22 protein-coding genes are annotated in these 25,479 nt (G+C 73.0%); 12 read left to right on the forward strand and 10 right to left on the reverse strand.

The window, feature by feature from the left end:
• Positions 1-15 precede the first annotated feature (15 nt).
• A complete protein-coding gene (locus tag ACWD11_RS27750) occupies positions 16-1,758 on the forward strand; it encodes a pyruvate dehydrogenase (RefSeq protein ID WP_451286237.1) in 1,743 nt (580 codons plus the stop codon).
• On the opposite strand, the gene ACWD11_RS27755 is transcribed toward ACWD11_RS27750, so the two are convergent.
• Entirely contained in the window at positions 1,755-3,305 is a 1,551-nt protein-coding gene (locus ACWD11_RS27755) for a helix-turn-helix domain-containing protein (protein WP_451286239.1), read from the reverse strand. The two genes, ACWD11_RS27750 and ACWD11_RS27755, sit on opposite strands and share 4 nt — an antisense overlap.
• 190 nt (positions 3,306-3,495) lie before the next feature.
• Between ACWD11_RS27755 and ACWD11_RS27760 the strand changes: the two genes are divergently transcribed.
• Both ACWD11_RS27760 and ACWD11_RS27765 read left to right on the forward strand, forming a co-directional pair.
• Entirely contained in the window at positions 3,496-4,113 is a 618-nt protein-coding gene (locus ACWD11_RS27760; RefSeq protein WP_389420494.1) for a hypothetical protein, read from the forward strand.
• Positions 4,114-4,427: 314 nt separating this feature from the next.
• Entirely contained in the window at positions 4,428-4,811 is a 384-nt protein-coding gene (locus ACWD11_RS27765) for an ATP-binding protein (protein WP_389420599.1), read from the forward strand.
• Between the two features lie 80 nt (positions 4,812-4,891).
• Here ACWD11_RS27765 and ACWD11_RS27770 read toward each other — a convergent pair whose 3' ends face one another.
• Both ACWD11_RS27770 and ACWD11_RS27775 read right to left on the reverse strand, forming a co-directional pair.
• Positions 4,892-5,944, reverse strand: a complete 1,053-nt coding sequence (locus tag ACWD11_RS27770) for a DUF2637 domain-containing protein (protein WP_389420495.1) — start codon at positions 5,942-5,944, stop codon at positions 4,892-4,894.
• A gap of 301 nt (positions 5,945-6,245) precedes the next feature.
• Positions 6,246-7,094 carry a (2Fe-2S)-binding protein gene (locus ACWD11_RS27775; RefSeq protein ID WP_451286241.1) on the reverse strand — a complete coding sequence of 283 codons (849 nt, stop codon included), beginning with the start codon at positions 7,092-7,094 and terminating at the stop codon, positions 6,246-6,248.
• Positions 7,095-7,249: 155 nt separating this feature from the next.
• On the opposite strand from ACWD11_RS27775, the gene ACWD11_RS27780 reads away from it, so the two are divergent.
• Complete coding sequence (locus ACWD11_RS27780) at positions 7,250-8,035, forward strand: GntR family transcriptional regulator (RefSeq protein ID WP_451286243.1); 786 nt, start codon at positions 7,250-7,252, stop codon at positions 8,033-8,035.
• Positions 8,036-8,344: 309 nt separating this feature from the next.
• Here ACWD11_RS27780 and ACWD11_RS27785 read toward each other — a convergent pair whose 3' ends face one another.
• Both ACWD11_RS27785 and ACWD11_RS27790 read right to left on the reverse strand, forming a co-directional pair.
• Positions 8,345-9,115 carry a hypothetical protein gene (locus tag ACWD11_RS27785; protein WP_389420498.1) on the reverse strand — a complete coding sequence of 257 codons (771 nt, stop codon included), beginning with the start codon at positions 9,113-9,115 and terminating at the stop codon, positions 8,345-8,347.
• Positions 9,116-9,271: 156 nt separating this feature from the next.
• On the reverse strand, positions 9,272-10,945 hold the full coding sequence (locus ACWD11_RS27790) for a PucR family transcriptional regulator (RefSeq protein ID WP_389420499.1): 1,674 nt from the start codon (positions 10,943-10,945) through the stop codon (positions 9,272-9,274).
• Positions 10,946-11,332: 387 nt separating this feature from the next.
• Here ACWD11_RS27790 and ACWD11_RS27795 point away from each other — a divergent pair, with 387 nt between their 5' ends.
• The 5 genes from ACWD11_RS27795 (at position 11,333) to ACWD11_RS27815 (ending at position 18,042) form a co-directional block, all read left to right on the forward strand.
• Positions 11,333-12,223 (forward strand): FAD binding domain-containing protein, encoded by an 891-nt coding sequence (locus ACWD11_RS27795; protein WP_389420500.1) that lies wholly within the window; start codon positions 11,333-11,335, stop codon positions 12,221-12,223.
• Positions 12,223-12,807, forward strand: coding sequence for a (2Fe-2S)-binding protein (locus ACWD11_RS27800; RefSeq protein WP_389420501.1), 585 nt, complete (start codon positions 12,223-12,225; stop codon positions 12,805-12,807). Before ACWD11_RS27795 ends, ACWD11_RS27800 begins: the two co-directional genes overlap by 1 nt.
• A gap of 2 nt (positions 12,808-12,809) precedes the next feature.
• The gene (locus ACWD11_RS27805) at positions 12,810-15,206 is read left to right on the forward strand and encodes a xanthine dehydrogenase family protein molybdopterin-binding subunit (protein WP_389420502.1); all 2,397 of its coding nucleotides are present in this window, start codon (positions 12,810-12,812) and stop codon (positions 15,204-15,206) included.
• Between the two features lie 186 nt (positions 15,207-15,392).
• A complete protein-coding gene (locus ACWD11_RS27810) occupies positions 15,393-16,850 on the forward strand; it encodes an NCS2 family permease (RefSeq protein WP_389420503.1) in 1,458 nt (485 codons plus the stop codon).
• Between the two features lie 40 nt (positions 16,851-16,890).
• Positions 16,891-18,042 carry an XdhC family protein gene (locus ACWD11_RS27815; RefSeq protein ID WP_389420504.1) on the forward strand — a complete coding sequence of 384 codons (1,152 nt, stop codon included), beginning with the start codon at positions 16,891-16,893 and terminating at the stop codon, positions 18,040-18,042.
• Here ACWD11_RS27815 and ACWD11_RS27820 read toward each other — a convergent pair.
• From ACWD11_RS27820 to ACWD11_RS27835, 4 genes are all read right to left on the reverse strand, one after another.
• Entirely contained in the window at positions 17,994-19,307 is a 1,314-nt protein-coding gene (locus tag ACWD11_RS27820) for a lanthionine synthetase LanC family protein (RefSeq protein WP_389420505.1), read from the reverse strand. The genes ACWD11_RS27815 and ACWD11_RS27820 overlap by 49 nt on opposite strands.
• Positions 19,308-19,331: 24 nt before the next feature.
• The gene (locus ACWD11_RS27825) at positions 19,332-19,772 is read right to left on the reverse strand and encodes an SRPBCC family protein (protein WP_451286247.1); all 441 of its coding nucleotides are present in this window, start codon (positions 19,770-19,772) and stop codon (positions 19,332-19,334) included.
• 15 nt (positions 19,773-19,787) lie between these two features.
• Positions 19,788-20,558: a polysaccharide deacetylase family protein gene (locus ACWD11_RS27830; RefSeq protein WP_451286249.1), complete on the reverse strand. Its 771-nt coding sequence runs from the start codon at positions 20,556-20,558 to the stop codon at positions 19,788-19,790.
• Between the two features lie 74 nt (positions 20,559-20,632).
• Positions 20,633-23,077 (reverse strand): ATP-binding protein, encoded by a 2,445-nt coding sequence (locus tag ACWD11_RS27835; protein WP_389420508.1) that lies wholly within the window; start codon positions 23,075-23,077, stop codon positions 20,633-20,635.
• Between the two features lie 183 nt (positions 23,078-23,260).
• Here ACWD11_RS27835 and ACWD11_RS27840 point away from each other — a divergent pair, with 183 nt between their 5' ends.
• From ACWD11_RS27840 to ACWD11_RS27850, 3 genes are read left to right on the forward strand one after another with little or no spacing between them, the layout of a single operon-like run.
• Positions 23,261-23,710, forward strand: a complete 450-nt coding sequence (locus ACWD11_RS27840; protein WP_451286251.1) for a carboxymuconolactone decarboxylase family protein — start codon at positions 23,261-23,263, stop codon at positions 23,708-23,710.
• A gap of 25 nt (positions 23,711-23,735) precedes the next feature.
• Positions 23,736-24,209: an iron chaperone gene (locus tag ACWD11_RS27845; RefSeq protein ID WP_389420510.1), complete on the forward strand. Its 474-nt coding sequence runs from the start codon at positions 23,736-23,738 to the stop codon at positions 24,207-24,209.
• A gap of 11 nt (positions 24,210-24,220) precedes the next feature.
• On the forward strand, positions 24,221-25,075 hold the full coding sequence (locus tag ACWD11_RS27850) for an aminoglycoside phosphotransferase family protein (RefSeq protein WP_451286253.1): 855 nt from the start codon (positions 24,221-24,223) through the stop codon (positions 25,073-25,075).
• 24 nt (positions 25,076-25,099) lie between these two features.
• On the opposite strand, the gene ACWD11_RS27855 is transcribed toward ACWD11_RS27850, so the two are convergent.
• Entirely contained in the window at positions 25,100-25,402 is a 303-nt protein-coding gene (locus ACWD11_RS27855) for a hypothetical protein (protein WP_451286255.1), read from the reverse strand.
• Between the last annotated feature and the right edge of the window lie 77 nt (positions 25,403-25,479).

Consider the following 25,479-nt stretch of genomic DNA (forward strand, 5'->3'; position numbering starts at 1 on the left):
GGGGTACGCGCAGCCATGGCCAAGCAGAACGTCGCGGAGCAGTTCGTCGACATCCTCGTCCGCGCCGGGGTCGAGCGCCTGTACGGCGTGGTCGGCGACAGCCTCAACCCCGTCGTGGACGCCGTACGCCGCAACTCCGGCATCGACTGGGTGCATGTACGGCACGAGGAGACCGCCGCCTTCGCCGCCGGGGCGGAGGCCCAGATCACCGGGAAGCTGACCGCCTGCGCGGGCTCCTGCGGCCCCGGCAACCTGCACCTGATCAACGGCCTCTACGACGCCCACCGCTCCATGGCCCCCGTCCTCGCCCTCGCCTCGCACATCCCCTCCAGCGAGATCGGCCTCGGCTACTTCCAGGAGACCCACCCGGACCGGCTGTTCCGCGAATGCAGCCACTACAGCGAGATGATCTCCAGCCCGCAGCAGATGCCCCGGCTGCTCCAGACCGCCATCCAGCACGCGGTCGGCCGCTCCGGCGTCAGCGTTGTCTCCCTGCCCGGCGACATCGCCGACCGGCCCGCCCCCGACAAGGCGGTCGAGACGGCCCTGGTCACCACCCGGCCCACGGTCCGCCCCGGCGACGAGGAGATCGACAAGCTGGTCCGGCTGATCGACGCTGCCGACAAGGTCACCCTGTTCTGCGGCAGCGGCACGGCGGGCGCGCACGCGGAGGTCATGGAGTTCGCCGAGAAGATCAAGTCCCCGGTGGGACACGCCCTGCGGGGCAAGGAATGGATCCAGTACGACAACCCCTTCGACGTCGGCATGAGCGGACTCCTCGGCTACGGCGCCGCCTACGAGGCCACCCACGAGTGCGATCTGCTGATCCTGCTCGGCACCGACTTCCCGTACAACGCCTTCCTGCCCGACGACGTCAAGATCGCCCAGGTCGACGTCCGGCCCGAACACCTCGGCCGCCGGAGCAAGTTGGACCTCGCGGTGTGGGGCGACGTGCGCGAGACCCTGCGCTGCCTGATCCCGCGGGTGCGGACCAAGAAGAACCGGCGCTTCCTCGACAAGATGCTCAAGAAGCACGCCGACGCGCTGGAGGGGGTCGTCAAGGCGTACACCCGGAAGGTGGACAAGCACGTCCCGATCCACCCGGAGTACGTGGCCGCGGTGCTGGACGAGATCGCCGCCGACGACGCGGTGTTCACGGTCGACACCGGCATGTGCAACGTCTGGGCCGCCCGCTACCTCACCCCGAACGGCCGCCGCCGGGTCATCGGCTCCTTCTCCCACGGCTCGATGGCGAACGCGCTGCCCATGGCGATCGGCGCCCAGTTCACCGACCGCCGCCGCCAGGTGGTGTCGATGTCCGGCGACGGCGGATTCTCCATGCTGATGGGCGACTTCCTCACGCTGGTCCAGTACGACCTGTCGGTGAAGGTGGTCCTGTTCAACAACTCCTCGCTCGGCATGGTCGAGTTGGAGATGCTGGTCGCCGGGCTCCCGTCGTACGGCACCACGAACAAGAACCCCGACTTCGCGGCCGTCGCCCAGGCCTGCGGCGCCTACGGCGTACGCGTGGAGAAGCCCAAGCAGCTCGCGGGCGCCCTCAAGGACGCCTTCAGGCACAAGGGCCCGGCCCTCGTCGACATCGTCACCGACCCCAACGCCCTGTCCATCCCGCCGAAGATCAAGGCCGACATGGTCACCGGCTTCGCCCTGTCCGCCTCCAAGATCGTCCTGGACGGCGGAGTGGGCCGCATGCTCCAGATGGCCCGCTCCAACCTCCGCAACGTGCCCCGGCCTTAGGGGGCGTACGGCCCCCACTCGCGCGCCGAGGTGTCGTACGCGTACCGGGGCAGGCCCTTGATGCCCGTCGTGCGCAGCGGGGTGCCGCGGTCGTCGATGCGGATGGTGCCGGTGCGGCCCTGGGAGGACCAGTCGAGTTCCAGGTACCAGCGGCAGTCGCAGCCCTCGGTACGGGCGGTGACGAGCAGGACCTCGGGGTCCTCGGCGGAGACCCGGTAGGGCAGGCGCATCGCCGGGATCGTGGTACCCGCGTCATTGCCGTCCACCGGGCGGGCGATCGGCCGGTCCTGGTCCAGGTCGACGTCGAAGTAACGCGGGGTCAGCGCCCCGCCGCAGCCCTGGTCCATGGCGTAGGCGTTGCCCTCGACGGGCGCCGCGCGGCCGGTCACCCGGACCCGCAGGGCCTCCAGGATCACCGCCGTGGACGTCCGCCCCTGCACCGAGATCCGCACCATGGTCTCCCGCCCGTGCACCGCGCCCTGCGCCCCGGCCCACACCCTGGCGTCCTGCGGGGCGGGCGGCGGCGGCACCCGCGCGGGCGGCTCGCCGATGACGTAGTCGTGCCCGCACCCCTCCGACCAGACGTGCGAGTCCGCGGTCCAGGTGAGCGGCACACCCTCCTTCGGCTCGCCCTGCGCGGAGGGTGCGCCGCTGCTCTTCTCCGCGGCGGGCCGCGAGGGCTTCACCGTCGGAGATCCGGAGGGGGAGGCGCCGGTGGCCGAGGGGCTCGGGGACCTGGGGGACGGGCTCTTCGACGTCGTGGCGGGTGCGGTCGTACGGGGCTTGCCCGCGCCCTGGGGCCGGTCGCTCACGGTGGAGTCCGGGCCGGTGTCCAGCGCGGAGAGGGTGCCCAGGGTGACGAGGAGCACCGAGACCACGGCCGCGGCGACCGCGCTCCGCCGACGGCGGTACCAGGGACGGCCCGACGGGACGGGCGTGGGTTCCTCAGTCGCGTCGTCGGGAGCCCGGTGGGACGCGGGGTTCACGGGCGCCGGGGTGGAAGTCGCGTCATCGGGCGCCGGGGTGGACGTCGCGTCGGACGTCGGGTTCATGGGCGCCGGGCCGGGTGTCGCGTGCTCGGGGGCCGCTTCCGGAGTCGGGTTCTCGGGTGCCGGGGCGGACGTCGGGTTCATGGGCGCCGGGTCGAGCGTGCCCTTCTCGCGCGCCGGTTCCGGAGTCGGGTCCTCGGGCGCCGGGTCGGGTGTCGCGTTCACGGGTGCCTGCTCCGCAGGAGTCTGCGGTGCCGCCGTGCCCCGGGGCCGCTGCCGGGCCGCCACCGCGAGCAGCCAGCGCCGGTGCAACTCCATCCGCTCCTCCGCCGACGCCCCGCACAGTGCGGCGAAGCGCTCCACCGGGGCGAAGTCCTGGGGGACCGCCTCACCGGCGCAGTAGCGGTGCAGCGTGGAGGTGTTCATGCCCAGCCGACGGGCCAGCGAGCCGTAACTGCGATCGGTCCGCTCCTTGAACCGCCGCAGCAGTGCGGCGAACTCCTCGACGTCGTCCTGTGCCGACACCCTTCCCCCGTGTTCTCCCGCCCGGGACGGCATCCCAGGCACCCCATGTACCTGCACGTCAGACGGCCTGGGATGGTTCCACCCCGGGGAAAGCCGCGTCCCCTGTTGCGTCCGGGTCCTGTGACCGCTGATGCTCGAGGTGTCGCACCGACGACGGCCGGACCGACCAGCCGGCGGCGCGGTGACGACGACCCGCACCCATACTCACCCACGGGGGACACTCATGCCCAAGCGCACCCGAGCAGGCGCCATCACCGTACTCGCCGTCGCCGGCCTCACCGTCGGCGCGGCCCTCACCGTACCCGCGGGAGCCGCGTCGAAGACGGCGAGCGCGCCCCGCTTCCTGTCCGCTTCCCAGCTCCCGCCGCACCCCTCCGCGACCTGGACCGCCGGCAAGGTCACCGACGGAGTCCCGGACGAGATGCGGTTCTGCCTGGAGGAGGCGCTGCTCGCCTACGACTCCCGGTACCGCCCCTTCCACACCGACCTCGACACCAGCGCCCGGCAGCTGACGATCGTCGTCGGCACCGCCGCCAAGGCCAAGGCGCTGGCGAGCAGCCTGAACAAGGAGTTCAAGGCCTGCGCCGAACGGATCGAGGCCGACCCCGAGATCGAGGCCACGTACAAGTCCTACGGCTCGCTGCCGGTCGAGGAGGGCGCCCGCGTGCACGGTCTGCACACCGAGACCACCTGGGGCGCCACCGACATCCGGCTGCTCTCCGTCGGCCGGGACGGCCGGACCGTCACCGTCGTGGACTGGTCGCAGCTGGGCGACTTCTCGGACGCTCCGGTGTCCGCCTTCAAGAAGACCACCACCAAGGCGGTCAACAAGCTGTACTGACCGCGGTGGCGCCGGGGGGAACCGGGCCGCCCTCTCGCCACGGGGGTCGGGAGGGCGGCCCACGCACCCCGTACCGCCGCTCGCGTGCCGCCCCCTTTGTGGCCGAACGCCTGGTCGTTGACGATTCGACATGACTGCCCCGTGCCCGACGGGGCATGGATCCCGTGAACGTGTTCGAGCAGGAGGGAACCACATCGGCACGCGGGCGGGGGGTCATGAAGAGGCAGGTACGAGGGGTCGGTCCCGTAGCGATCGGGGCCTTCCCGACGGACACGGCTCAGGACAAGGGCGACGGCGGCGGGGAACCGGCACCGATGTGCCGGCTCAGCCGCAGACTGGGGCGCGCCGACCTCAGGGCGGTGCCCGAGACGCGCAGGGAACTGCGCGAGCTGCTGCGGCACTGGGGCAGGCCGGGACGATCGGAGATAGCGGAGCTGCTGACCAGCGAACTCGTCACCAACGCACTCGTCCACACCGACCATGACGCGGTCCTGACCGCCACTCTGGGACCGTGTGGACTGCGGGTGGAGGTACGGGACTTCGTGGCGCACCGGCCCAGGGTGTGCGTACCGGACGCCGACGACGGTACGCACGGCAGGGGCCTGGCGCTGGTGGAGTCCCTCGCGGACGCGTGGGGCGTGCGACCGCACGGCGTGGGCAAGGCGGTGTGGTTCGAGCTCGACGCGGAGGCCGCCTGAACGGCGGCCCGCACGACGACGAGAGGGGGTACGACCTGACGCCGCACCCCCTCCCGTGGCTCGTCCGAGGAGAGCGGTTTTCAGCCGAACTGCTGCTCCATCTCCTTGAGCTTGCGCTCCAGGGAGTCCAGCCGCGGCAGGGCCATGGTGTCGTCCTCCGCGGTGAGGTCGACGGTCACCGGCTCAGAACCGGTGCGGGCGGGCTGAAGTGAGGGACGCGAGCGTACGGGCAGCTGCTCCGGCGACGATATGGCAGGCTCCGCGGTGACCCGGTCGGAGCCGCCGCGCTCCACGGCCTGGACCTCCACCTCCACCTGGCGTCCGCCGCCCCGGCCGACGAACCCGCGGTGGCCGCGGCTGATGGCCTTGAGCTGGGCACGCTCCACGCGCTGCGCCTCGCGGCGCCGCCTGCGCTGCTCGTCCTTCTTCAGCTTGTCCTCGCGCACCTCCTCGACCGCCTCGTCCAGGCTGCGCACACCCTCCAGGAGCATCAGGGACCAGGCCCTGTAGGTCTCCCGGGGCGCCCGCAGCCAGCGGACCATGCGGATCTGCGGCAGCGGCCTCGGCACCAGGCCCTGCTCGCGCAGGGCGGCCCGGCGGGTCTGCTTCAGCGCCCGGTCGAAGAGCACCGCCGCGGACAGGGACATGCCCGCGAAGAAGTGCGGGGCGCCGTCATGGCCGACCCCCCGGGGCGCGTGCACCCAGTTGAACCAGGCCGCGGCGAACGCGAACGTCCATACGAGTATCCGGGAGCCGAGAGCCGCGTCACCGTGGCTCGCCTCGCGCACCGCCAGCACGGAGCAGAACATCGCGGCTCCGTCCAGGCCGAACGGGACCAGGTACTGCCAGCCGCCGGTGAGGCCGAGGTTCTCCTCGCCGAATCCGACCAGGCCGTGGAAGGAGAGCGCCGCGGCCACCGCGGCACAGCAGAACAGGAGCACATAGGAGACGGTGCCGTATATGGCCTCCTTGCGCCTGCGGCGCTCTTCGCTGCGCTCCCACGAGTCGTCCGCACTCGTGTCCTTCCCCGAGGAGCGCTTTCCGCGCGTGAGCACCGCCATCGCCGCCAGCGTGCCCAGGAGCAGTACGGCGCCCGGAAGCAACCAGTTCAGCGATATGTCGGTCAGTCTCATCTGGGGTCCCTTGCATTGGGATAGGGCGTAACGCCCGCCATAGTGGCCCAATCCCACCGGCCCTCAGGGGGTTTCGGGGCAAGAGGCCGCCAAGGAAGTGCAAGGGGATGCCCAGGGCGGCGTTCTGCTCGAACTGCCGCGTGAGGGGCGGGAGTTGAGTTCGAATAAGACTACCCGCACGGGTGGTTCCACGGAAAGTTCCTGCGACGAGTGAGGAAGTTGTGAAACACCTGAAACCCCGCGGGCGGTCCGCGGGGTTGATCTTACGGGAACCGGCGGGGTGCTCGTGCCCCGCGCCGGGTCAACTCGCCGTGGCCAGCAGCCTGCTGACGCGCTCGGTGTCGCAGGTGCGCGGGCAGGTGGCGCAGGTGTCCTCGGGGCGCAGGGTGTAGAACATGCAGCAGCTCACCCGGTCCCGGGTGGACAGCGGCTTCCCGTCCGGCCCGGTCAGCACGCGGAAGGCGGCGGAACCGGCGTACGGCTTGGTCGAGCCCGGCAGCAGCAGCTCCAGCTCCCGCATGGCGCGCTCCTCCTCACCGAGGAGCTGTCCGACGTACCACAGGCTCTCGACGATCTCGTCGGTCGCCATGCCCCACAGGGCGCGGCCGCGGCGGCGCATGCGCGGGCCGAAGCCGGCGAGGACGGGTTCGAGGTGCTCGGCCACGGCGGTGCGGACCTCGGCGCGCAGGGCCTCCTCGTGGGGGACCACCCGGGCGCCCGGGAGACCGGCCGCCGGGTCGCCGGGCAGACAGGCGAAGCCGGCGGTCGGGCGGACCGCCATCCGGCCGATGGGGAAGTCGGGGGTGGTGCGGTCGTAGGAGACATGCGTCACGGGCAGGCGGGGGACGCGGCGGTGCAGGAACCAGGGGACGGTGATCAGCAGGCAGGCGGGCCAGGCGTAGCGGTGCAGTCCGAAGCCGGCGGTGACGTCAGGGCGGGCCCGCTGTGCGTAGTCGCGCCAGACCTGCTCGTCGTCCCAGGCCAGGAAGGCGTCGAGGGGGGCGCCCCCGGCGGCCAGCTCGGCGGCGGTGACCCAGCCGGAGCCGGTCGGGGTGGGGTCCGCGGTGTCCAGTTCGGTCACCCGCAGTGACGGGAGGACCTCGGTGAGCCGCGTGTACGCGTCCGTGGTGGCCGAACGGGGCACAGGCATCCGGGACTCCCGACTCAGTGCGGTTTTCAGGTAAGCCTTACCTTACCCAAGATCGCTTGGATTTGAACTGGCGGCCGGTGCGCTTATGGTGCTTGACGGATGAGTAACAACCCGCCGTAATGACCCCAAGACCGACACGTCCGCAGGAGGAGCCCGTGAACCAGGGTGCGCAGGGCTCCGCCGAGGCGCGGGCCGCGGGGACGCCGGGGATCGCGCGGGTCCGGGGCGAGGCCCGGGTGCCCGTCCAGCCCGGCGCCGCGGACGTGGCGCGGGGCGAACACACCCACAGCGAGCCTTTGCTGCCGCGCCCTCGGGCGGTCGTGCAGCGGTCCTCGGTGCGCGGGCAGATCCTCGACGCGCTGCGCCGGGCGCTGATGGCGGGGGAGTTGACGCCGGGACAGGTGTACTCGGCCCCCGCGCTCGGCGAGCGGTTCGGTGTCTCCGCCACGCCGGTCCGTGAGGCGATGCAGCAACTGGCCCTGGAAGGGGCCGTGGAGGTCGTGCCCAACCGGGGCTTCCGGGTGGTCGAGCGCGGCGCCCGGGAGCTGGTTGAACTGGCCGAGGTGCGCGCCCTGATCGAGGTCCCGGTGCTGCTCCGGCTGGCCCGCACGGTCCCGCCCGAACGCTGGGCCGGCCTGCGCCCGCTCGCGGAGGCGACGGTACGGGCCGCCTCCAGCGGCTGCCGGGCGACGTACGCCGAATCGGACCGCGCCTTCCACGCGGCGGTGCTGTCCCTGTCCGGTAATGAGCAACTGGTCCACATCGCCGGGGAGTTGCACCGCCGCGCCCAGTGGCCCCTGGTCGGCCCCCAGCCCGGCCGCGGCCGCGGCGACCTGATCACCGACGCGGCCGAACACACGGCCCTGCTGGACGCGCTGATCGCCCGAGACCTGGACACGGTGCGAACCCTGACAGCCGAACACTTCACGGCGACCTCGTAGCCCGGCCACGGCCGGTGCTGGTGGGCGCGTGCATGGCCAGGGCCCTGCTGGCCGAGCACTCCGCGGAGGGCTCGTAGGCGCCCCCGGGCGTCCCGGCATCGCCGCCCGCCCCGCCGTGACCGCAGTCGCGGCCGAACGGGCGGCGCTGCCCGGTGCGTGAAGTGCCCCGGCCCTTCCGGGCGAGCCCATCGCCGGGGCCTCGTAGCCGCCCGGCATCGCGTCGCCGCCGGTGCTCCCCGCCCGCCCCGCCCCGCCCGCCGTCGCGGTCGAACGGGCGGCGCTGCTGGGCGGGTTGATCTGCCGGACGTGTCAGGCCGTTGCCGCGTCCGTTGTCGGTGGGGTCGTCAAGTGGCGGGCGAGCCAGGTCGGGACGCCGCCCAGGAGGCGGAACAGGCGGCGGGCCTCCTCGCGGAGGCGGGAGGCTTCCGGTTCGGGCTCGGTGTCCGCCAGTGAGGCCAGCGCGGGGGCCGTGCCCACCAGGTAGCCCAACTCCTCGCGGATCCGCAGGGATTCGGCGAAGCCGTGCCGCGCCTCCGCCAACTCGCCCTCGCGCAGGGCGAGTCCGGCCAGATGGCGCCAGGTGAACGACAGCAGGAGTGGATCCGGGTGGGCCGTCGCCGCCGCGTGCGCCCGGCGGTAGGCCGCCCGCGCCGCCTGCGGCGAGTGCGCCAGGTTCTCCGCCAGCAGACCCCGCCGGAAGTCCAGCAGCGCCCGGCCCGGCGCCCCCGGCGGGATCAGTGCCGCCGCCCGCCCCAGCGCCGCCCGCGCCTCGTCCGCCCGGTCCCGGACCGTGTGCAGTGTGGCGGCGTAGGCAAGGTGCCCCCGTTCACAAGCGGCCGCCCCGCGCTCCTCGTCGGTGTGCGCCGCGGCCTCCGCCGTACGCAGCGCGTCCTCCGCGTCCTCCCAGCCCTGCTCGGTGTACAGACACCGCTCCACCAGCAGCGACGCCCGTTGCAGCGCGGCCGCCGGGGTCTCGGGCCGCAGCAGGGCCGCCGCGTCGGCCCAGCAGGCCCGCGAGCGCAAGCGCCATACCGCGGTCTGGAGTGGATCGTCACCGGCGGTCGTTCCGTTACCAGACATGGCGGTATGCGCCACGTTGCCCTCCCCGAGCACGCCCTTGAGCTTTGAGTGGTGGCCGCATTTCAGCATCTGCGGCCCACACAGGCCAAGAGGGTAGGTGAAGGATTTCACAAAGTCGTGGGACCGCGACCCCACCAGGGGTATGCCCGCGCCACCTCAGCTCATCCGCAGCGCCAGGAAGAAATCGAGCTTGTCCTCCAGCCGGGACAGGTCCCGGCTCGTCAACTGCTCGATTCGCCCCACCCGGTAGCGCAGTGTGTTGACATGGAGGTGCAGCCGGGTCGCGCACCGCGTCCAGGAGCCGTCGCAGTCCAGGAACGCCTCCAGCGTCGGGATCAGCTCGGCGCGGTGCCGGCGGTCGTAGTCCCGCAGGGGATCCAGCAGGCGCGCGGTGAAGGCGCGCCGCACGTCGTCCGGGACGAACGGCAGCAGCAGCACGTGCGAGGCCAGCTCCTGATGCCCCGCCGCGCACACCCGCCCCGGCCGCGCGGCCGCGACCCGGCGGGCGTGCCGCGCCTCCTCCAGCGCCCCGCGCAGCCCCTCGGCGGAGTGCACCGCCGCGCTGACGCCGAGCGTGACCCGGCCGTCGTCGTCGAGGCCCGCCGAGAGCGGGTCACGGACCGACTCCAGGAGCTGGTCGGCGAGCAGGCCCGTCTCGGAGCCGTCGTGCTCGGAGGAGACGGCGGGCAGCGGGACCAGCGCGATCGCCTCGTCGCCCGTGTGTGCCACCGCGATGCGGTCGGAGGGCTCCGGACCGGTGGTCAGCGGGTCGACCAGGATCTCCTCCAGCAGCGACTGGGCCACCGGGCCGCCCTCCACCGCACCGCCCTCCCACTCCACCCGGGCCACCACGACCTGCCAGTGCGGGGCCGCGCCCAGCCCGGGCAGCAGCACCGGTGCGGCCACCCTCAGCCGGGCCGCGATCTCGGCGGGCGCGGCGCCCGTCTGGACCAGCTCCAGGACCTCCTGCGCCAGCCGGCGGCGCACCGTGCGGGCCGCGTCCCGGCGGTCCCGCTCGACGGCGATCAGCTGGGTGACCCCCTGGAGCAGGTCCAGCCGCTCCTCGGGCCAGTCCCCGGCGTCCGCCTCCACGGCCAGCAGCCAGTCCGACAGCACCGTCTCGCGCACGTCCCGCGAGGCCTGCGGGGAGCGGCCGGTGCTGCGGACCGGGAACAGGGAGTACGGGGTGGAGTCCAGCACGATCCGGTGCGGGCCGCGCCGGCCGGTGCGGGCGGCGGCCAGGTGCTCGGCGGCGAGCTTGGCGCACAGGTCGGCGGCCAGGACCGGGCCGCCCACCTTCGACCCGGCGATCAGCCGTCCGGTGGGGGACAGCACCCAGGCGCGCAGGTCCAGGTCCGAGCCCAGCAGGTCCAGGACGACGTCCGGACCGCCCCCCGCGGGCCCCGAGGTCATCATGCGCCGGTGCCGGTCCACGACCGCCGCGAGGTCCCCGGCCCGCTCCCCGGAGACCTGCCGTACGACATGCTCGGTGATCGTCGCGAAGGCCACCGACTCGTGCACGCCGAACAGCGGCAGCCGGTGCCGGGCGCAGGCCGTCACCAGGTCCTCGGGCACATCGCCGAGCTCGGCCTCCCCGGCCGCGAGGGCGGCCACCCCCGCCTGCGCGAGGATCCGCACGAACGGCTCCGAGTCGTCGGCGTCCCGGCGCCAGGCCAGGCCGGTGAGGACCAGCTCACCGCCCGACAGGTAGCGGCTGGGGTCCCGCAGGTCCGTGGTCATCACGCCACGGACGGTGCGGTCGAGTTCCTCTTCGCCGCCGAGCAGCCTGAGGCCCAGCGCGTCGGTGTCCAGCAGTGCGCGCAGCCGCATTCTCGTCGCCGCCGTTCCTTGTCTCGAAATCTACGATGGATCTGGGTGGAGGGGTGAGGTCTCGGGCCCGTCCGGCGGGCCGGTGGGTGACACACGCCGGGTCAGGGGTCACGATTCGGCTGTGTGCCAGGTCACGTGGTGTGTGCCTCACGTTTCCAGAGGAAAACCAGGAGGTTGCTGATGACCTCCGTTCATACGAATCTACAAGATGACCACCCTGGCCAGCCAACTCCTTCATGGTTTCCGTGACTGACCCCGTGGGAGGACGGGGCGGTGTACTGACACCACTCCGCGTTAACAGCACGTGAACGAGCCGCGCCCGCCGCACACGGATTGGCTCAATCTGTACGACTTCCAAGAGCACTGAGACGAAGAAGAGAGCCGGTCATGGACTTCCTTCGCCCCGCCAGCTGGGAGGAGGCGCTCGCCGCGAAGGCAGCGCACCCCACCGCTGTGCCGATTGCGGGTGGCACCGATGTGATGGTCGAGATCAACTTCGACCACCGCCGGCCCGAGTACCTCCTCGACCTCACTCGCATCGGCGACCTCTACGAATGGGAGGTCGGCGAGGAGAGCGTACGGCTCGGCGCCTCCGTCCCGTACACGAGGATCATGGAGAACCTCCGCGCCGAGCTGCCGGGTCTCGCCCTCGCCTCGCACACGGTCGCCTCCCCGCAGATCCGCAACCGCGGCGGCGTCGGCGGCAACCTCGGCACCGCCTCCCCGGCCGGCGACGCCCACCCCGCGCTCCTCGCGGCGGGCGCCGAGGTCGAGGTCGAGTCGGTGCGCGGAAGCCGCCGGATCCCGATCGACGCGTTCTACACCGGAGTGAAGCGCAACGCGCTCGCGCCGGACGAGCTGATCCGCGCGGTGCACATCCAGAAGGCGGACGGGCCCCAGCAGTACTCCAAGGTGGGCACGCGCAACGCCATGGTCATCGCGGTGTGCGCCTTCGGGCTCGCGCTGCACCCGCGGACGCGGACCGTCCGGACCGGCATCGGCTCGGCCGCGCCCACGCCGGTGCGGGCCAAGGCCGCCGAGGAGTTCCTGAACGCCGCGCTGGAAGAGGGCGGCTTCTGGGACAACGGCAAGATCATCACCCCGTCGGTCGCCAAGCAGTTCGCGGACCTGTGCGCCGCCGCCTGCAACCCGATCGACGACGTCCGGGGCACGGCGAGCTACCGCCGCCACGCGGTCGGCATCATGGCCCGCCGCACGCTGACCTGGACCTGGGAGTCCTACCGCGGCACCGCCGCCCGCACGGAGGGAGTCGCCTGATGCGTGTCAACTTCACTGTCAACGGACGTCCGCAGGAAGCCGACGACGTGTGGGAGGGCGAGTCCCTGCTCTACGTCCTGCGCGAGCGGCTGGGCCTGCCCGGTTCCAAGAACGCCTGTGAGCAGGGCGAGTGCGGCTCCTGCACGGTCCGCCTGGACGGCGTCCCGGTGTGTGCGTGTCTGGTCGCCGCCGGTCAGGCCGAGGGCCGGGAGGTCGTGACCGTCGAGGGGCTCGCGGACTTCGCCAAGCAGCGCGCCGAGCACGGCGGCTGCGCCACCGGTGCCTGTGGCACCTCGGTCGACGAGGCCAAGGGCTGGCAGGCCAAGGGCCAGGACTCGCACACCGGCGAGGGCACCGAGCTCTCCCCGATCCAGCAGGCGTTCATCGACGCCGGCGCCGTCCAGTGCGGCTTCTGCACCCCGGGTCTGCTGGTCGCGGCCGACGAGATGCTGGAGCGCAACCCCAACCCGAGCGACGCGGACATCCGTGAGGCGCTCTCGGGCAACCTGTGCCGCTGCACGGGCTACGAGAAGATCATGGACGCGGTCCGCCTCGCGGCCGCCCGGCAGGGAGAGGCGGTCTGACGATGCCCAGCAACGGCGCTCCCCTTGGTGCTCCCACCAAGGTCACCCAGGGCTCCCCGACCAAGGGCGGCATCGGCGAGTCCACGCTCCGCCCGGACGGCACCCTCAAGGTCACCGGCGAGTTCGCGTACTCGTCCGACATGTGGCACGAGGACATGCTCTGGGGCCAGATCCTGCGCTCCACGGTCGCCCACGCCGAGATCGTGTCCATCGACACGAGCCAGGCCCTCGCCATGCCGGGCGTGTACGCCGTCATGACCTACGACGACCTGCCGACCGACGTGAAGAACTACGGCCTGGAGATCCAGGACACCCCGGTCCTCGCCCACGGCAAGGTGCGTCACCACGGCGAGCCGGTGGCGATCGTCGCCGCCGACCACCCGGAGACCGCGCGCCGCGCCGCCGCGAAGATCCACGTCGAGTACCGCGACCTGCCGGTCATCACCGACGAGGCCTCCGCGACCGCGCCGGACGCGATCCTCGTCCACGAGGGCCGCGACGACCACCACAGCGGCCATGTCCCGCACCCGAACATCGTGCACCGCCAGCCGATCGTCCGCGGCAACGCCGACGAGGCCGCGAAGCGGGCCGATGTCATCGTCCGGGGCGAGTACACCTTCGGCATGCAGGACCAGGCCTTCCTCGGCCCCGAGTCCGGTCTCGCGGTGCCGGAGGAGGACGGCGGCGTCCACCTCTACATCGCCACCCAGTGGCTCCACTCCGACCTGCGCCAGATCGCCCCCGTCCTCGGCCTGCCCGAGGAGAAGGTGCGGATGACGCTGGCCGGCGTCGGCGGCGCGTTCGGCGGGCGTGAGGACCTGTCGATGCAGATCCACGCCTGTCTGCTGGCGCTGCGCACCGGCAAGCCGGTCAAGATCGTCTACAACCGCTTCGAGTCCTTCTTCGGGCACGTCCACCGCCACCCGGCGAAGCTCAGCTACGAGCACGGCGCCACCAAGGACGGCAAGCTCACGCACATGAAGTGCCGGATCGTCCTGGACGGCGGCGCCTACGCGTCGGCCTCCCCGGCGGTCGTCGGCAACGCCTCCTCCCTGTCCGTCGGCCCGTACGTGATCGACGACGTGGACATCGAGGCCGTCGCCCTCTACACCAACAACCCGCCCTGCGGCGCCATGCGCGGCTTCGGCGCGGTCCAGGCGTGCTTCGCCTACGAGGCGCAGATGGACAAGCTGGCGGCGAAGCTCGGCATGGACCCGGTGGAGTTCCGGCAGCTCAACGCCATGGAGCAGGGCACGCTCATGCCGACGGGCCAGCCCGTCGACTCCCCGGCCCCGGTCGCCGAACTGCTGCGCCGCGTCAAGGCGATGCCCATGCCGCCGGAGCGCCAGTGGGAGTCCAGCGAAGGCGCGGACGTACGGCAGCTGCCGGGCGGCCTGTCCAACACCACGCACGGCGAAGGCGTCGTCCGCGGTGTCGGCTACGCGGTCGGCATCAAGAACGTCGGCTTCTCCGAGGGCTTCGACGACTACTCCACCGCCAAGGTGCGCATGGAGGTCGTGGGCGGCGAGCCGGTCGCGACCGTGCACACCGCGATGGCGGAGGTCGGCCAGGGCGGAGTCACCGTCCACGCGCAGATCGCCCGCACCGAGCTGGGCGTCACCCAGGTCACCATCCACCCCGCCGACACCCAGGTGGGCAGCGCCGGTTCGACCTCCGCGTCGCGTCAGACGTACGTCACCGGCGGCGCCGTGAAGAACTCCTGCGAGCTCGTCCGGGAGAAGGTCCTGCAGATCGGGCGCCGCAAGTTCGGCTCCTACCACCCCGCCTGGGCCACCGCCGAGCTGCTGCTGGAGGGCGGCAAGGTCGTCACCGACGGCGGCGAGGTCCTCGCCGACCTGGCGGACGTCCTCGAAGGGGAGTCCGTCGAGGTGGAGGCCGAGTGGCGGCACCGTCCGACCGAGCCCTTCGACCTGCGCACCGGCCAGGGCAACGGCCACGTCCAGTACTCCTTCGCCGCGCACCGCGCGGTCGTCGAGGTGGACACCGAGCTGGGCCTGGTCAAGGTGATCGAGCTGGCCTGCGCCCAGGACGTCGGCAAGGCCCTCAACCCGCTGTCCGTCCTCGGCCAGATCCAGGGCGGCACCCTGCAGGGCATGGGCATCGCGGTGATGGAGGAGATCGTCGTCGATCCTGTCACCGCGAAGGTCAGGAACCCGTCCTTCACGGACTACCTGCTCCCCACGATCCTCGACACGCCGATCATCCCGGTCGATGTGCTCGAACTCGCCGACGACCACGCCCCGTACGGGCTGCGCGGCATCGGCGAGGCCCCCACCCTGTCGTCCACGCCGGCCGTGCTCGCGGCCATCCGCGCGGCGACCGGGCTGGAGCTCAACCGCACGCCGGTCCGTCCGGAGCACCTCACCGGTACGGCGTAGGCACACACCGCAAGTCTCTCCGGGCGGCGCCGGGAACGTCACACTTCGCCGCGCCGCCCGGAGTACCCAGATCGTTCGTCTCGGGCCGTCCCCCGGGTCGTGCGGCCGAAGCACCTTCCCAAATCCCGCAGCCGCAGAGGCGGTTGTCGATGCGGGTGCCCCTTTGAACCTTGGGAGTAGGCCCACATGACCCAGCAGTCACTGGAGCCGAAGACCGTTGCCGACGACGCGGGTGAAGGCACCCTCGTCCCGGCCGGACGGTCTTGGCTCGACCGGTACTTTCACATATCCAGGAGAGGCTCCTCGGTCGCGCGCGAAGTGCGCGGCGGCGTCACGACCTTCATGGCGATGGCGTACATCCTGCTGCTCAACCCCCTGATCCTGTCCGGCAAGGACGCGGCGGGGAACACCCTCGGGCAGCAGGCCCTGATCACCGCCACCGCGTTCGCGGCGGCCCTCACCACGCTGCTGATGGGCTTCTTCGGCAAGGTGCCGCTGGCCCTGGCCGCCGGCCTCTCCGTCTCCGGTGTCCTCGCCTCGCAGGTCGCCCCGGAGATGACCTGGCCGCAGGCCATGGGCATGTGCGTGATGTACGGCGTGGTCATCATGCTGCTGGTCGTCACCGGTCTGCGCGAGATGATCATGAACGCGATCCCGCTGGCGCTCAAGCACGCGATCACCATGGGCATCGGCCTGTTCATCGCCCTGATCGGCTTCTACAAGGCCGGCTTCGTGCACCAGGGCGAGGCCACCCCGGTCGCCCTCGGCCCGACCGGCGAACTGGCCGGCTGGCCCGTGCTGCTGTTCGCCGTCACCCTGCTCGGCATCTTCATGCTCCAGGCCCGGGGCGTCCCCGGCGCGATCCTGATCGGCATCCTCGGCGGCACGGTCCTGGCCGTCGCCCTCAACGCGTTCGGCGTCATCGATCCCAAGCAGTGGGCGAGCGGCGCTCCCGAACTCCGGGGCAGCGCGGTCTCCATGCCGGACTTCTCCCTCTTCGGTGACGTCGAGTTCGGCGGCTGGGGCGAGGTCGGCGCGATGACGGTCGGCATGATCGTGTTCACGCTGGTGCTCGCCGGGTTCTTCGACGCGATGGCCACCATCATCGGCGTCGGCACCGAGGCCAAGCTCGCCGACGACAAGGGCCGGATGCCGGGCCTGTCCAAGGCGCTGTTCATCGACGGCGCGGGCGGCGCGATCGGCGGCGTCTCCGGCGCCTCCGGCCAGACCGTCTTCGTGGAGTCGGCGACCGGCGTCGGCGAGGGCGCCCGCACCGGCCTGTCCTCGGTCGTCACCGGCCTGTTCTTCGCCGCCTGTCTGTTCTTCACCCCGCTCACGGCGATCGTGCCCGGGGAGGTCGCGGCCGCCGCCCTGGTCGTCATCGGCGCCATGATGATGATGAACGCCCGGCACGTGGACTGGAGCGACCGCGCCACCGCGATCCCGGTCTTCCTGACCGTCGTGATCATGCCGTTCACCTACTCCATCACCGCGGGTGTCGCCGCCGGCGTCATCTCGTACGTCGCGATCAAGACCGCTCAGGGCAAGGTCCGGGAGATCGGGGTGTTCATGTGGGCCCTGACGGTGATCTTCCTGGTGTTCTTCGCCCTCAACCCGATCGAAAGCTGGCTCGGCGTCCACTAGCCGGGAGCCCTCCACACCACCCCCTCAAGGAGACCGAGAGATGCTGGACATCGCCGAAGAGCTGCACCGGTGGGTCGAGCAGGGCCGTGACTTCGCCGTGGCGACCGTGGTCGCGGTCGGCGGCAGCGCGCCCCGCCAGCCCGGCGCCGCGCTCGCGGTGGACACCGACGGCACGGCGATCGGCTCGGTCTCGGGTGGCTGTGTGGAGGGCGCCGTCTACGAACTGTGCCGGCAGGCGCTCCAGGACGGGGACACCGTCCTCGAGCGCTTCGGCTACAGCGACGAGGACGCCTTCGCCGTGGGCCTGACCTGCGGCGGCGTCATCGACATCCTGGTCACCCCGGTACGGGCCGCCGATCCGGCCCGCCCGGTGATCGGCGCGGCGCTGGCCGCCGCCGCCCGCGGTGAGGCGGCGGCCGTGGCCCGGATCGTCTCGGGCCCTACGGAACTGATGGGCCGGGCCCTGCTGGTCCGGCCCGGCGGCTCCCCCGAGGGCGGCTTCGGCGCCCATCCCGGACTGGACCGCACCGTGGCCGCCGAGGCGGGCGCCTACCTGGACGCCGGCCGCACCGGCACCCTGGAGATCGGAGAGCAGGGCTCTCGGTGCGGAGCACCGCTCACGGTGCTGGTGGAGTCCTCGGTCCCACCGCCCCGGATGATCGTCTTCGGGGCGATCGACTTCGCCTCGGCGCTGGTGCGGATCGGCAAGTTCCTGGGCTACCACGTGACGGTGTGCGACGCCCGGCCCGTCTTCGCGACGCCGGCCCGCTTCCCCGAGGCCGACGAGATCGTCGTCGAGTGGCCGCACCAGTACCTGGAACGCACCCGGGTCGACGCACGCACGGTCCTGTGCGTGCTCACCCACGACGCCAAGTTCGACGTCCCCCTGCTCCGGCTCGCCCTGCGCCTGCCGGTCGCCTACGTCGGCGCGATGGGCTCGCGCCGCACCCACCTCGAACGCAACGAACGGCTGCGCGAGGTCGGCGTCACCGACATGGAGCTGGCCCGCCTGCGGTCCCCGATCGGCCTCGACCTCGGCGCCCGTACGCCCGAGGAGACCGCCCTGTCGATCGCCGCCGAGATCGTCGCGAACCGGCGGGGCGGCAGCGGGGCCTCACTGACCGGCGCCCACACGCCCATCCATCACGACACGGCCTCGGCCCCGGCCCGGCGCATCGGCTCGGTGGCCTGAGCCAGGTCCCGGCGGACGGCCGGCTGATCCGGCCAGGCGAACGCGTAGTCCGGGGCACCGCCCCGGCTCAGCCGTACCCAGCGCAGCAGTTCCCGCGCGATGCCCGCGGTGCCCATCGCCCAGCCGGTCTCCGGCTCCAGCGCGCTCGGCGTGGCCCGGTGCTCCACGTTCGACCAGTGGGCGCCGTCCGGGCCCCGGGTCGCGCGCGCGGCGAGATCCGCGACCAGGAGGCCGGCGAAGTCCGGGGAGTCGCCCTGCTCGGCGATCCGGTCGCAGGCCAGCGCCAGGACCCCCGCGGTGCCGCAGCAGCGGCCGTTGTTGTCCCAGAAGCCGGGGCCGACCCGCGCGGGCAGCCCCGAGCGGGTGACGGTGTGCCAGCAGCGGTCGGCCAGCACCGACCAGGCGGAGTCGTCGAAGGCGTCCCGCAGCAGCCGGAACGCCTGGGCGTCCCCGGCCGGACCGTGGCACCAGCCGTAGCTGTACCGGGCCGCCCGCTCTCCGCCGTGCCGCGGGTCGGAGTGCGGGACCAGGAAGCCGTCGGGCCCCGCCTCGTCCCGGGAGACGACGTCCGCGGCACCTGCCAGCGCCAGTTCGGTGAGGTCCGTGCGGCCGGCGGCCGCCCCGATCGCGGCCGGCGCGAGGGCGATGCCGAGCGTGCCGTGCGAGATGTGGTGCATCCGCCCCGGCACACCGGGCCGGAACGCCCACCGCACCCCGGCCGCGGTCCGCTCCGTCGTGTCGAGATACGGCTCCACGGCCCGTACGGCGAACTCCGGGTCCCCGAGCGCCAGCGCGCCGAGGCCGATCCCGGCGTTGCCGCCCATCAGCTCGAACAGCTCGCCCCAGCGCGTCCCGTCGAAGCGGGCCCGCACCAGCGCCATGGCCCGGTCCGCGGCGGCAGCGGCGGCTCGCTCGCCCAGGTCGTCGGCGACCGCCCGCAGCGCGAGCGCCATGCCGGTGAGCCCGAAGTACAGGGAGCAGTCCTCCGTCTCCTCGACGGCCGCGGCCAGGCCCCGGGCGGCGCGCACGGCGGCGTCGGCACAGGCGTCGTCGCCGAAGTGCCGCCAGGCCTCCAGCAGGACGGGGACGATGCCGGCGGTGCCGTTGTAGAACATCGGGTCCGGCGCCTCGTCGGACGGCCGCACGGGCCAGCCGAGGCCGCCGTCGCCCACCTCCCGGGCCTGTGCGAGCAGCCCGCGCAGCGCGTCCGCCACGAGCTCCTCGACCTCGTCAACTGCCGGTCCCGCGGCTCCATTTGAGATCATGACGCCCAGTCTGTCAGGCAGGTCTCAAGCGCCGCGCAGCAGGCGGTTCGCCGCCCGCCCGAACATCCACCGCGCCGCCGCCCGCAGCGGGGGGTCGAAGAGCCCGGGAAGCGGCCGGACCCGCAGCTCCTCGCGCCACACCACCTGGGCCCGCCCGCCGGGGCCCGGGCGCACCTCGATCTCCGCCCAGCCCAGCACCACCCGGCCCCGCTTCTCCAGCCGGCACAGTCCGGGCGAGTCCTCGGCCGGCGGCCGCCACACGGTGACCTCCATCCGGTCGTCCACGGCGAGCGGGCCGAGGCCCGAGCGCGCCACGAACACCGTGCCCTCCCGGTTGGGCCCGGGGGTGACCACGGTGACGCGGGTCAGCGGGACCACCTCCCCGTGGCGGGGCCACTCGGTGAGGCGGCGCCAGGCCTCGTCGGGGGAGAGCGGCGCCGTGCGTTCCAGCTGAAAGTTGACCACCGCCCGATTTTAGATTCAGCGGTAGACCTTGCCGGGTTCGGCCTTTCCGGGCGCCAGCAGCTGCGGCACGGTCACGAACACGTACCCCTGCTTCTTGAGGTCCTTGATGATCCCGGGCACCGCGGGCACCGTGCCCGCGTAGATGTCGTGCAGCAGGATGATCCCGTCCCGGGACGACTGGTCGAGGACCCGCTCGTGGATCAGGGCCGAGTCATTGGTCTTGTAGTCCTTCGCGGTCACGCTCCACAGCACTTCCGCGAGCCCCAGCTCCCGGCAGATCTCGTGCACGGTGTCGTTCGTGCGGCCCTGCGGCGGGCGCATCAGGGTCGGGCGCTGCCCGGTCAGGCGCTCTATCTCCTCGTTCGGGCGCTCCAGTTCCTCGCGTATCTCGTCCGGTTCCAGGTCGGTGAGGATCTTGTGGTCCCAGGTGTGGCTGGCCACCTCGTGACCCTCGGCCGCCATCCGTTTCACGAGCTGCGGGTACTTCTCGATGTGCCGCTCGCCGAGCAGGAAGAAGGTCGCCGGGACCCGCTCCTCCTTCAGGATGTCCAGCAGGCGTGGCGAGTTCTCGCTGGGTCCGGCGTCGAAGGTCAGCGCGATGCACTTGACCTCCTCGCAGTCGACGGTCCCGGCCCGGGCCCGGACGGCGGTGGCATCGGCGCGGACGTCGGCCGGTGAGGTGGTCTCCAGACGGGTGCAGCCGGTCAGCGTGACGACGGCGGACAGCATCGTGGCGGCGAGGAACGCGGCCCCCGTTTTCTTCATCTTCTTGGTCGGAGAAGGCATGCCGAGACTATACGTCGCGTGTATACACGTGATGTATAGTGCGTCGATGCTGCCCCCGCGCGGGAAAGGGCGCCTCAGCGAGCCCCGGTGGCCGGCGCCCGCAGGAGCGTCCGGCTCGCCTCCCGGTGCTCGGCCGCCCCCGCCGGGTCGGTAGCGTCGAGCACGGCCGCGATGCCTTCGTGGGCCAGGACTTCCTGGTGGCGGTTGCCCAGCCGCGCGCCCAGGTCCAGGGCCTGCCGGTGCAGGCGCAGGGCCTCTTCGTCCAGCCCCGCCAGACGACAGGTCTCGGCGTAGCCGTTGAGGAAGTGGATCTTCCAGTGCTCCTCGAACAACTCGTCGAGCAGGGCGAACGCCGCCCGGTGGCCGGCCAGCGCCTCGTCGTACCGGCCCATCTGGCGCAGGGCCACGCCCAGGCAGTTCAGACACCAGGCCTGGTTGTGCAGATGCCCGTCCTCACGCGCCGACTCCAGCGCCCGGCGCAGCTCCCGCGCCGCCTCGTCCGGGGCCTCCCGGGCCAGCGCCACCCCGAGCGTGATCCGGGCCGTCAGCGCGGGCGGCCACGCCGCGTCGGTGTGCGGGACGTCCAGCACCTCGCGGGCCAGCCGCGCCGCCTCCTCGCGATGGCCCAGCTGCAGCAGCGCCCAGGCCTCCGCGGCGGCGGCGTGCGCCGCACCCTCGGGGCAGCCGGCGTCCGCGTACGACGTCGCCGCCCGCCGGAACAGCTCCAGCGGCTCCTCGACCTGCCCGGCGTCCCAGCCGAGATAGCCGCGGCGCAGCGTCAGTTCCGCCGCCACCCGGGCGTCCCCCGCCCCGGGCACCAGCAGCCCGGCCGCCTCGTACGCCTCGGCCGCCTCCGCCGTCCGGCCCGCGTTGTAGCGCGCGAAGCCCAGATCGCTGTACGCCTCCGCCAGCCGCAGCGGTTCCCCCAGCCGCTCGGCGGCGGCCAGCGACCGCTCGAACAGGACGTTGAGGTGGGTCGTGCCGCAGCGCCGCGCGAAGTACGCCCGCAGGAAGCGCGGCAGTTCGCACACATGGACGTCGGACCCGACGGCCGCCGCCGTCTCGAACGCGGCGATCAGGTTGCCGTACTCCGCGACGAGCCAGCCCATGGCCGCGTTCTTGTCCGCGAACCGGGGCAGTTCCGCCGGGGCCGGTCCCGCCGCGACCGGACGGGCGGGGGACACGAACGGCATCGCGGCGTCGGCGGCGGCCGCCGCGTGGACGTAGTAGTCCAGCACCCGCACCAGGGCGCGCTCCCGCTCGGCCGCCGGGTCCGCTCGCGCCGAGGCCCGGCGGGCGTGCTGGTGCACCAGGTCGTGCAGACGGTAGCCGCCCGGCGTCGGCTGCTGGACCAGGTGCGCGTCGACCAGGTCCTCCAGCATCGCCCGCGCCGCGCGCACCGGGACGTCCGCCAGCGCCGCCGCCAGGTACTCGTCGAAGGACGCCCCGGGCAGCAGCCCCAGCATCCGGAACAGCCGGGCGTGCGGCCGCTCCAACTGCCGTACCGACATGGCGAACGCGGCGTCGAACTCGTCCGTGCCCTCGGCCAGCCGCTCGGCCAGGATGCCCACGGTCCAGCCCGGCCGGTGCCGCAGCCGTGCCCCGGCCAGCCGCAGGGCCAGCGGCAGCCGCCCGCACAGCCGCAGCACCTCGGCGGTGGACTCCGGATCACGGGCCAGCCTGCCCCCGGGGCCGCCCGGGTCGCCGCCGGCCCGGGCCAGCAGCTCCAGGCTCTCCTCGGGGCTGAGGACGTCGAGCGAGACCGGGGGCACCTCGTCCAGGCCGAGCAGCCGGTTGCGGCTGGTGATCAGGGCGACGGACTCCCCGGCGCCGGGCAGCAGCGGACGGACCTGCTCGGCGTCGGCGGCGTTGTCGAGGACCACGACCGCGCGCCGTCCGGCCAGCTCCGCCCGCCAGCAGGCGGCCAGTTGCTCCAGACCCTCCTGCGGAACCCGCTCGGAGGGGACGTCCAGCGCCCCGAGCAGCATCCGCAGCGCCGAGTCGGGGTCGAGCGGGGGCCGGCCCTCGGTGAACCCGTGCAGGTCGACGTAGAGCTGGGCGTCCGGGAAGCCCGCGGCCAGCCGGTGCGCCGCGTGCACCGCGAGGGAGGTCTTGCCGACGCCCGCCATGCCGTCGACGCAGACCGCCCGGTGGCTGTCCACCGCCGCGAGCACGGCGGCCAGCGCCTCCTCGCGCCCGGTGAAGTCGGCCACGTCGCGCGGCAGTGTGTTGCGGGGCGCGGGCCTCACCTGGCGGCTGCTCCTCGGCGGCGCCGGCAGCGGGTGCGCGGTCCGCTCCCACAGCGGGCGCAGCGGCCGCGGGTCGCGCTTGACGAGGCGGCACAGGGCGACGACGGCGGGCCAGGGCGGCGGCGTACGGCCGTTGAGGTACCGCGACAGCGACGAGGAGCTCAGTCCGGCGTCGCGGGCGAGCGCCCGTACGCCGAGCCCGGAGAGCTCCTGGAGCATGCGCAGCCGGGCCGCCAGCTCCTCCTGCGGATCCGCTGTGGACGCGTCCATCTCTGTTCCCCCGTCTGTCCGTCCCACCGTGCGAGAAGTCTTCTCACCCCGTTCGCCGCAGGTCAAGGCCCGTTCCGCTGTCCCACGCCGTCCCACCGTCATGGCCCGGCGGCGCGGGCCGGGCTGTCATGGAGTCACGCCCCGACGGAACGGGGCACCGAACCGGAAGCGAAGGAGAGCCCCGTGCGGTCCCGCATGCGGAACCCCGCCGTCGTCCTGTCCGGCGCGGCAGCCCCCCTCCAGGAGCTCCTGACGACCGTGCGCTCGGCCGGCCTGGAGCCCCGGACGCTGGAACTGGTGCGCCTGAGGATCAGCCAGATCAACGGGTGCGCCGCCGACGTGGACGACGGGACCCGGACGGCCCGCGAGGCCGGAGTGAGCGACGAACGGCTGCTCGCCCTCACCGCCTGGCGGGACACCCCGCACTTCACCCCGGCGCAGCGGGCGGCCCTGGACCTGGCCGAGTCCGCCACCCGGCTGGCCGACCGCCCCGACGCGGTCAGCGACGAGGTGTGGGACCGGGCCGCCACCCACTACGACGAGACCCAGCTCGCCGCGCTGGTCCTGCTGACCGGCGTCACCAACCTGCTCAACCGGCTCGGCGCCACCACCCGCCAGAGCTCCACCACCTGACGAACTCACGTGTAAGGAACCAGTCATGACGAAGGCACAGCAGTCCACCAAGAGCACCGAGAACACCGCGTCCGAGCAGTGGACGGACGAGGAGCGCGCCGCGATGAAGGAGCGCGCCAAGGAGGTCAAGGCGTCCGCCCGCCGCGGATCGAAGGCCGACAAGGCGGCCCAGGACGAGGCCGCCGTGCTCGCGAAGATCGCCGAGATGCAGGAGTCGGACCGGGTCATGGCCGAGCGCATCCACGCCGTCGTCACGACGAGCGCCCCGGAGCTGGCACCGAAGCTCTGGTACGGCATGCCCGCCTACGCCAGGGACGGCAAGGTCGTCTGCTTCTTCCAGAGCGCGCAGAAGTTCAACGCCCGGTACGCCACCCTCGGTTTCAACGACACCGCGAACCTCGACGAGGACACCATGTGGCCGACCGCCTTCGCCCTCACCCGGCTCACGGCGGCGGACGAGACGCGGATCGGGGAGCTGGTGGCGAGGGCCGTCAAGTAGCCGGGGGGCGCGTGTCACGAGCACGGGGCTGGGACAACCAACTGTGGCGGCTCGGCGACGAGCTCGCCGTCCGGTTGCCCTGGGCGACACCGTCCGCGGACGCGCTGCTGCGCAAGGAGTACGCGTGGCTTCCCGTCCTCGCCCCGGACCTGCCGCTGCCGGTGCCCGTGCCGCAGCGGCTGGGCGAGCCCTCCGAGCGGTTCCCGCGGCCCTGGACCGTCACCACCTGGGTGCCGGGCGCGCCCGCCGACCGGGCTCCCGCCGTGCGCGCCGCGGAGGCGGCCGACGCCCTGGCCGCCTTCCTGACGGCCCTGCACCGGCCCGCCCCCGAAGGGGCGCCCGCCGGCCGGGACCGCGGGGGCCCGCTCGCCGACTACGCGGAACCGTTCGCGCGGGGACTCGCCTCGGCCACCGAACTGGGCCTGCTGCCCGACCCGGACGCCGTGCGCGCGGTCTGGGAGGACGCCGTCACCGCGCCCGCGTGGACGGGCCCGGCGCTGTGGCTCCACGGCGACCTGCACCCGGCCAACGTCCTCACCGCGGACGGCACGTTCTGCGGCGTGATCGACTTCGGCGACCTCTTCGCGGGGGATCCGGCCTGCGACCTGGCCGCCGCGTGGATCCTGCTGCCGGACGGCGCCGTCGACCGCTTCCACGCCGCCTACCGGCCCACCGCGGACCCCGCGACACGACGCCGGGCGCGCGGCTGGGCGGTGCTGAAGGCGTTCGCCTGCCTCTTCATCGCGGAGGCGGGGATCCACGGCCGGCCGGGCGGCAAGCCCACCTGGGGCCCGCCGGCCCGGGCCGCGCTGCGCCGCCTCACCTCGACGGTCCAGGGCTCCGGTTCCCCGGGCGGGTCCAGCTGACCCGATGCCTGCATAGTCCCCGGGTCACCCGGTGGCGCCGGCGACCCAGCGCAGTACGGCGGTCGTCACCTCGTCGCCGAGGGTGCTGATGGTGTCGATGGCGTGCTGGTCGCCGGGGACCGGCGCGATGCCGCGGACGGTGAGCGCGGCGTACAGGTCCAGGCGCCGGTGGTCGGCGGCGCTGAGCGGAAGGTTCAGGCGCTGGGCCGGGTCGGGGGGCGGCAGCGGGTAGTCGCCGCCGGTGTCGAGATCGCAGGGGGAGGCGTACTGGTCGCACATGGGCCACACCTCCTGGAACGGGACGAGTGTGTCGCCGTATGAGCTCACCGCTGGTCTCCCTCGCTCGGGGTGTCTGTCACCCGGTGAAGTCGCGGGGCGGGGCACTCCGGTTGCGGCACCCGGCG

The organism is Streptomyces sp. NPDC002776 (assembly GCF_053592195.1).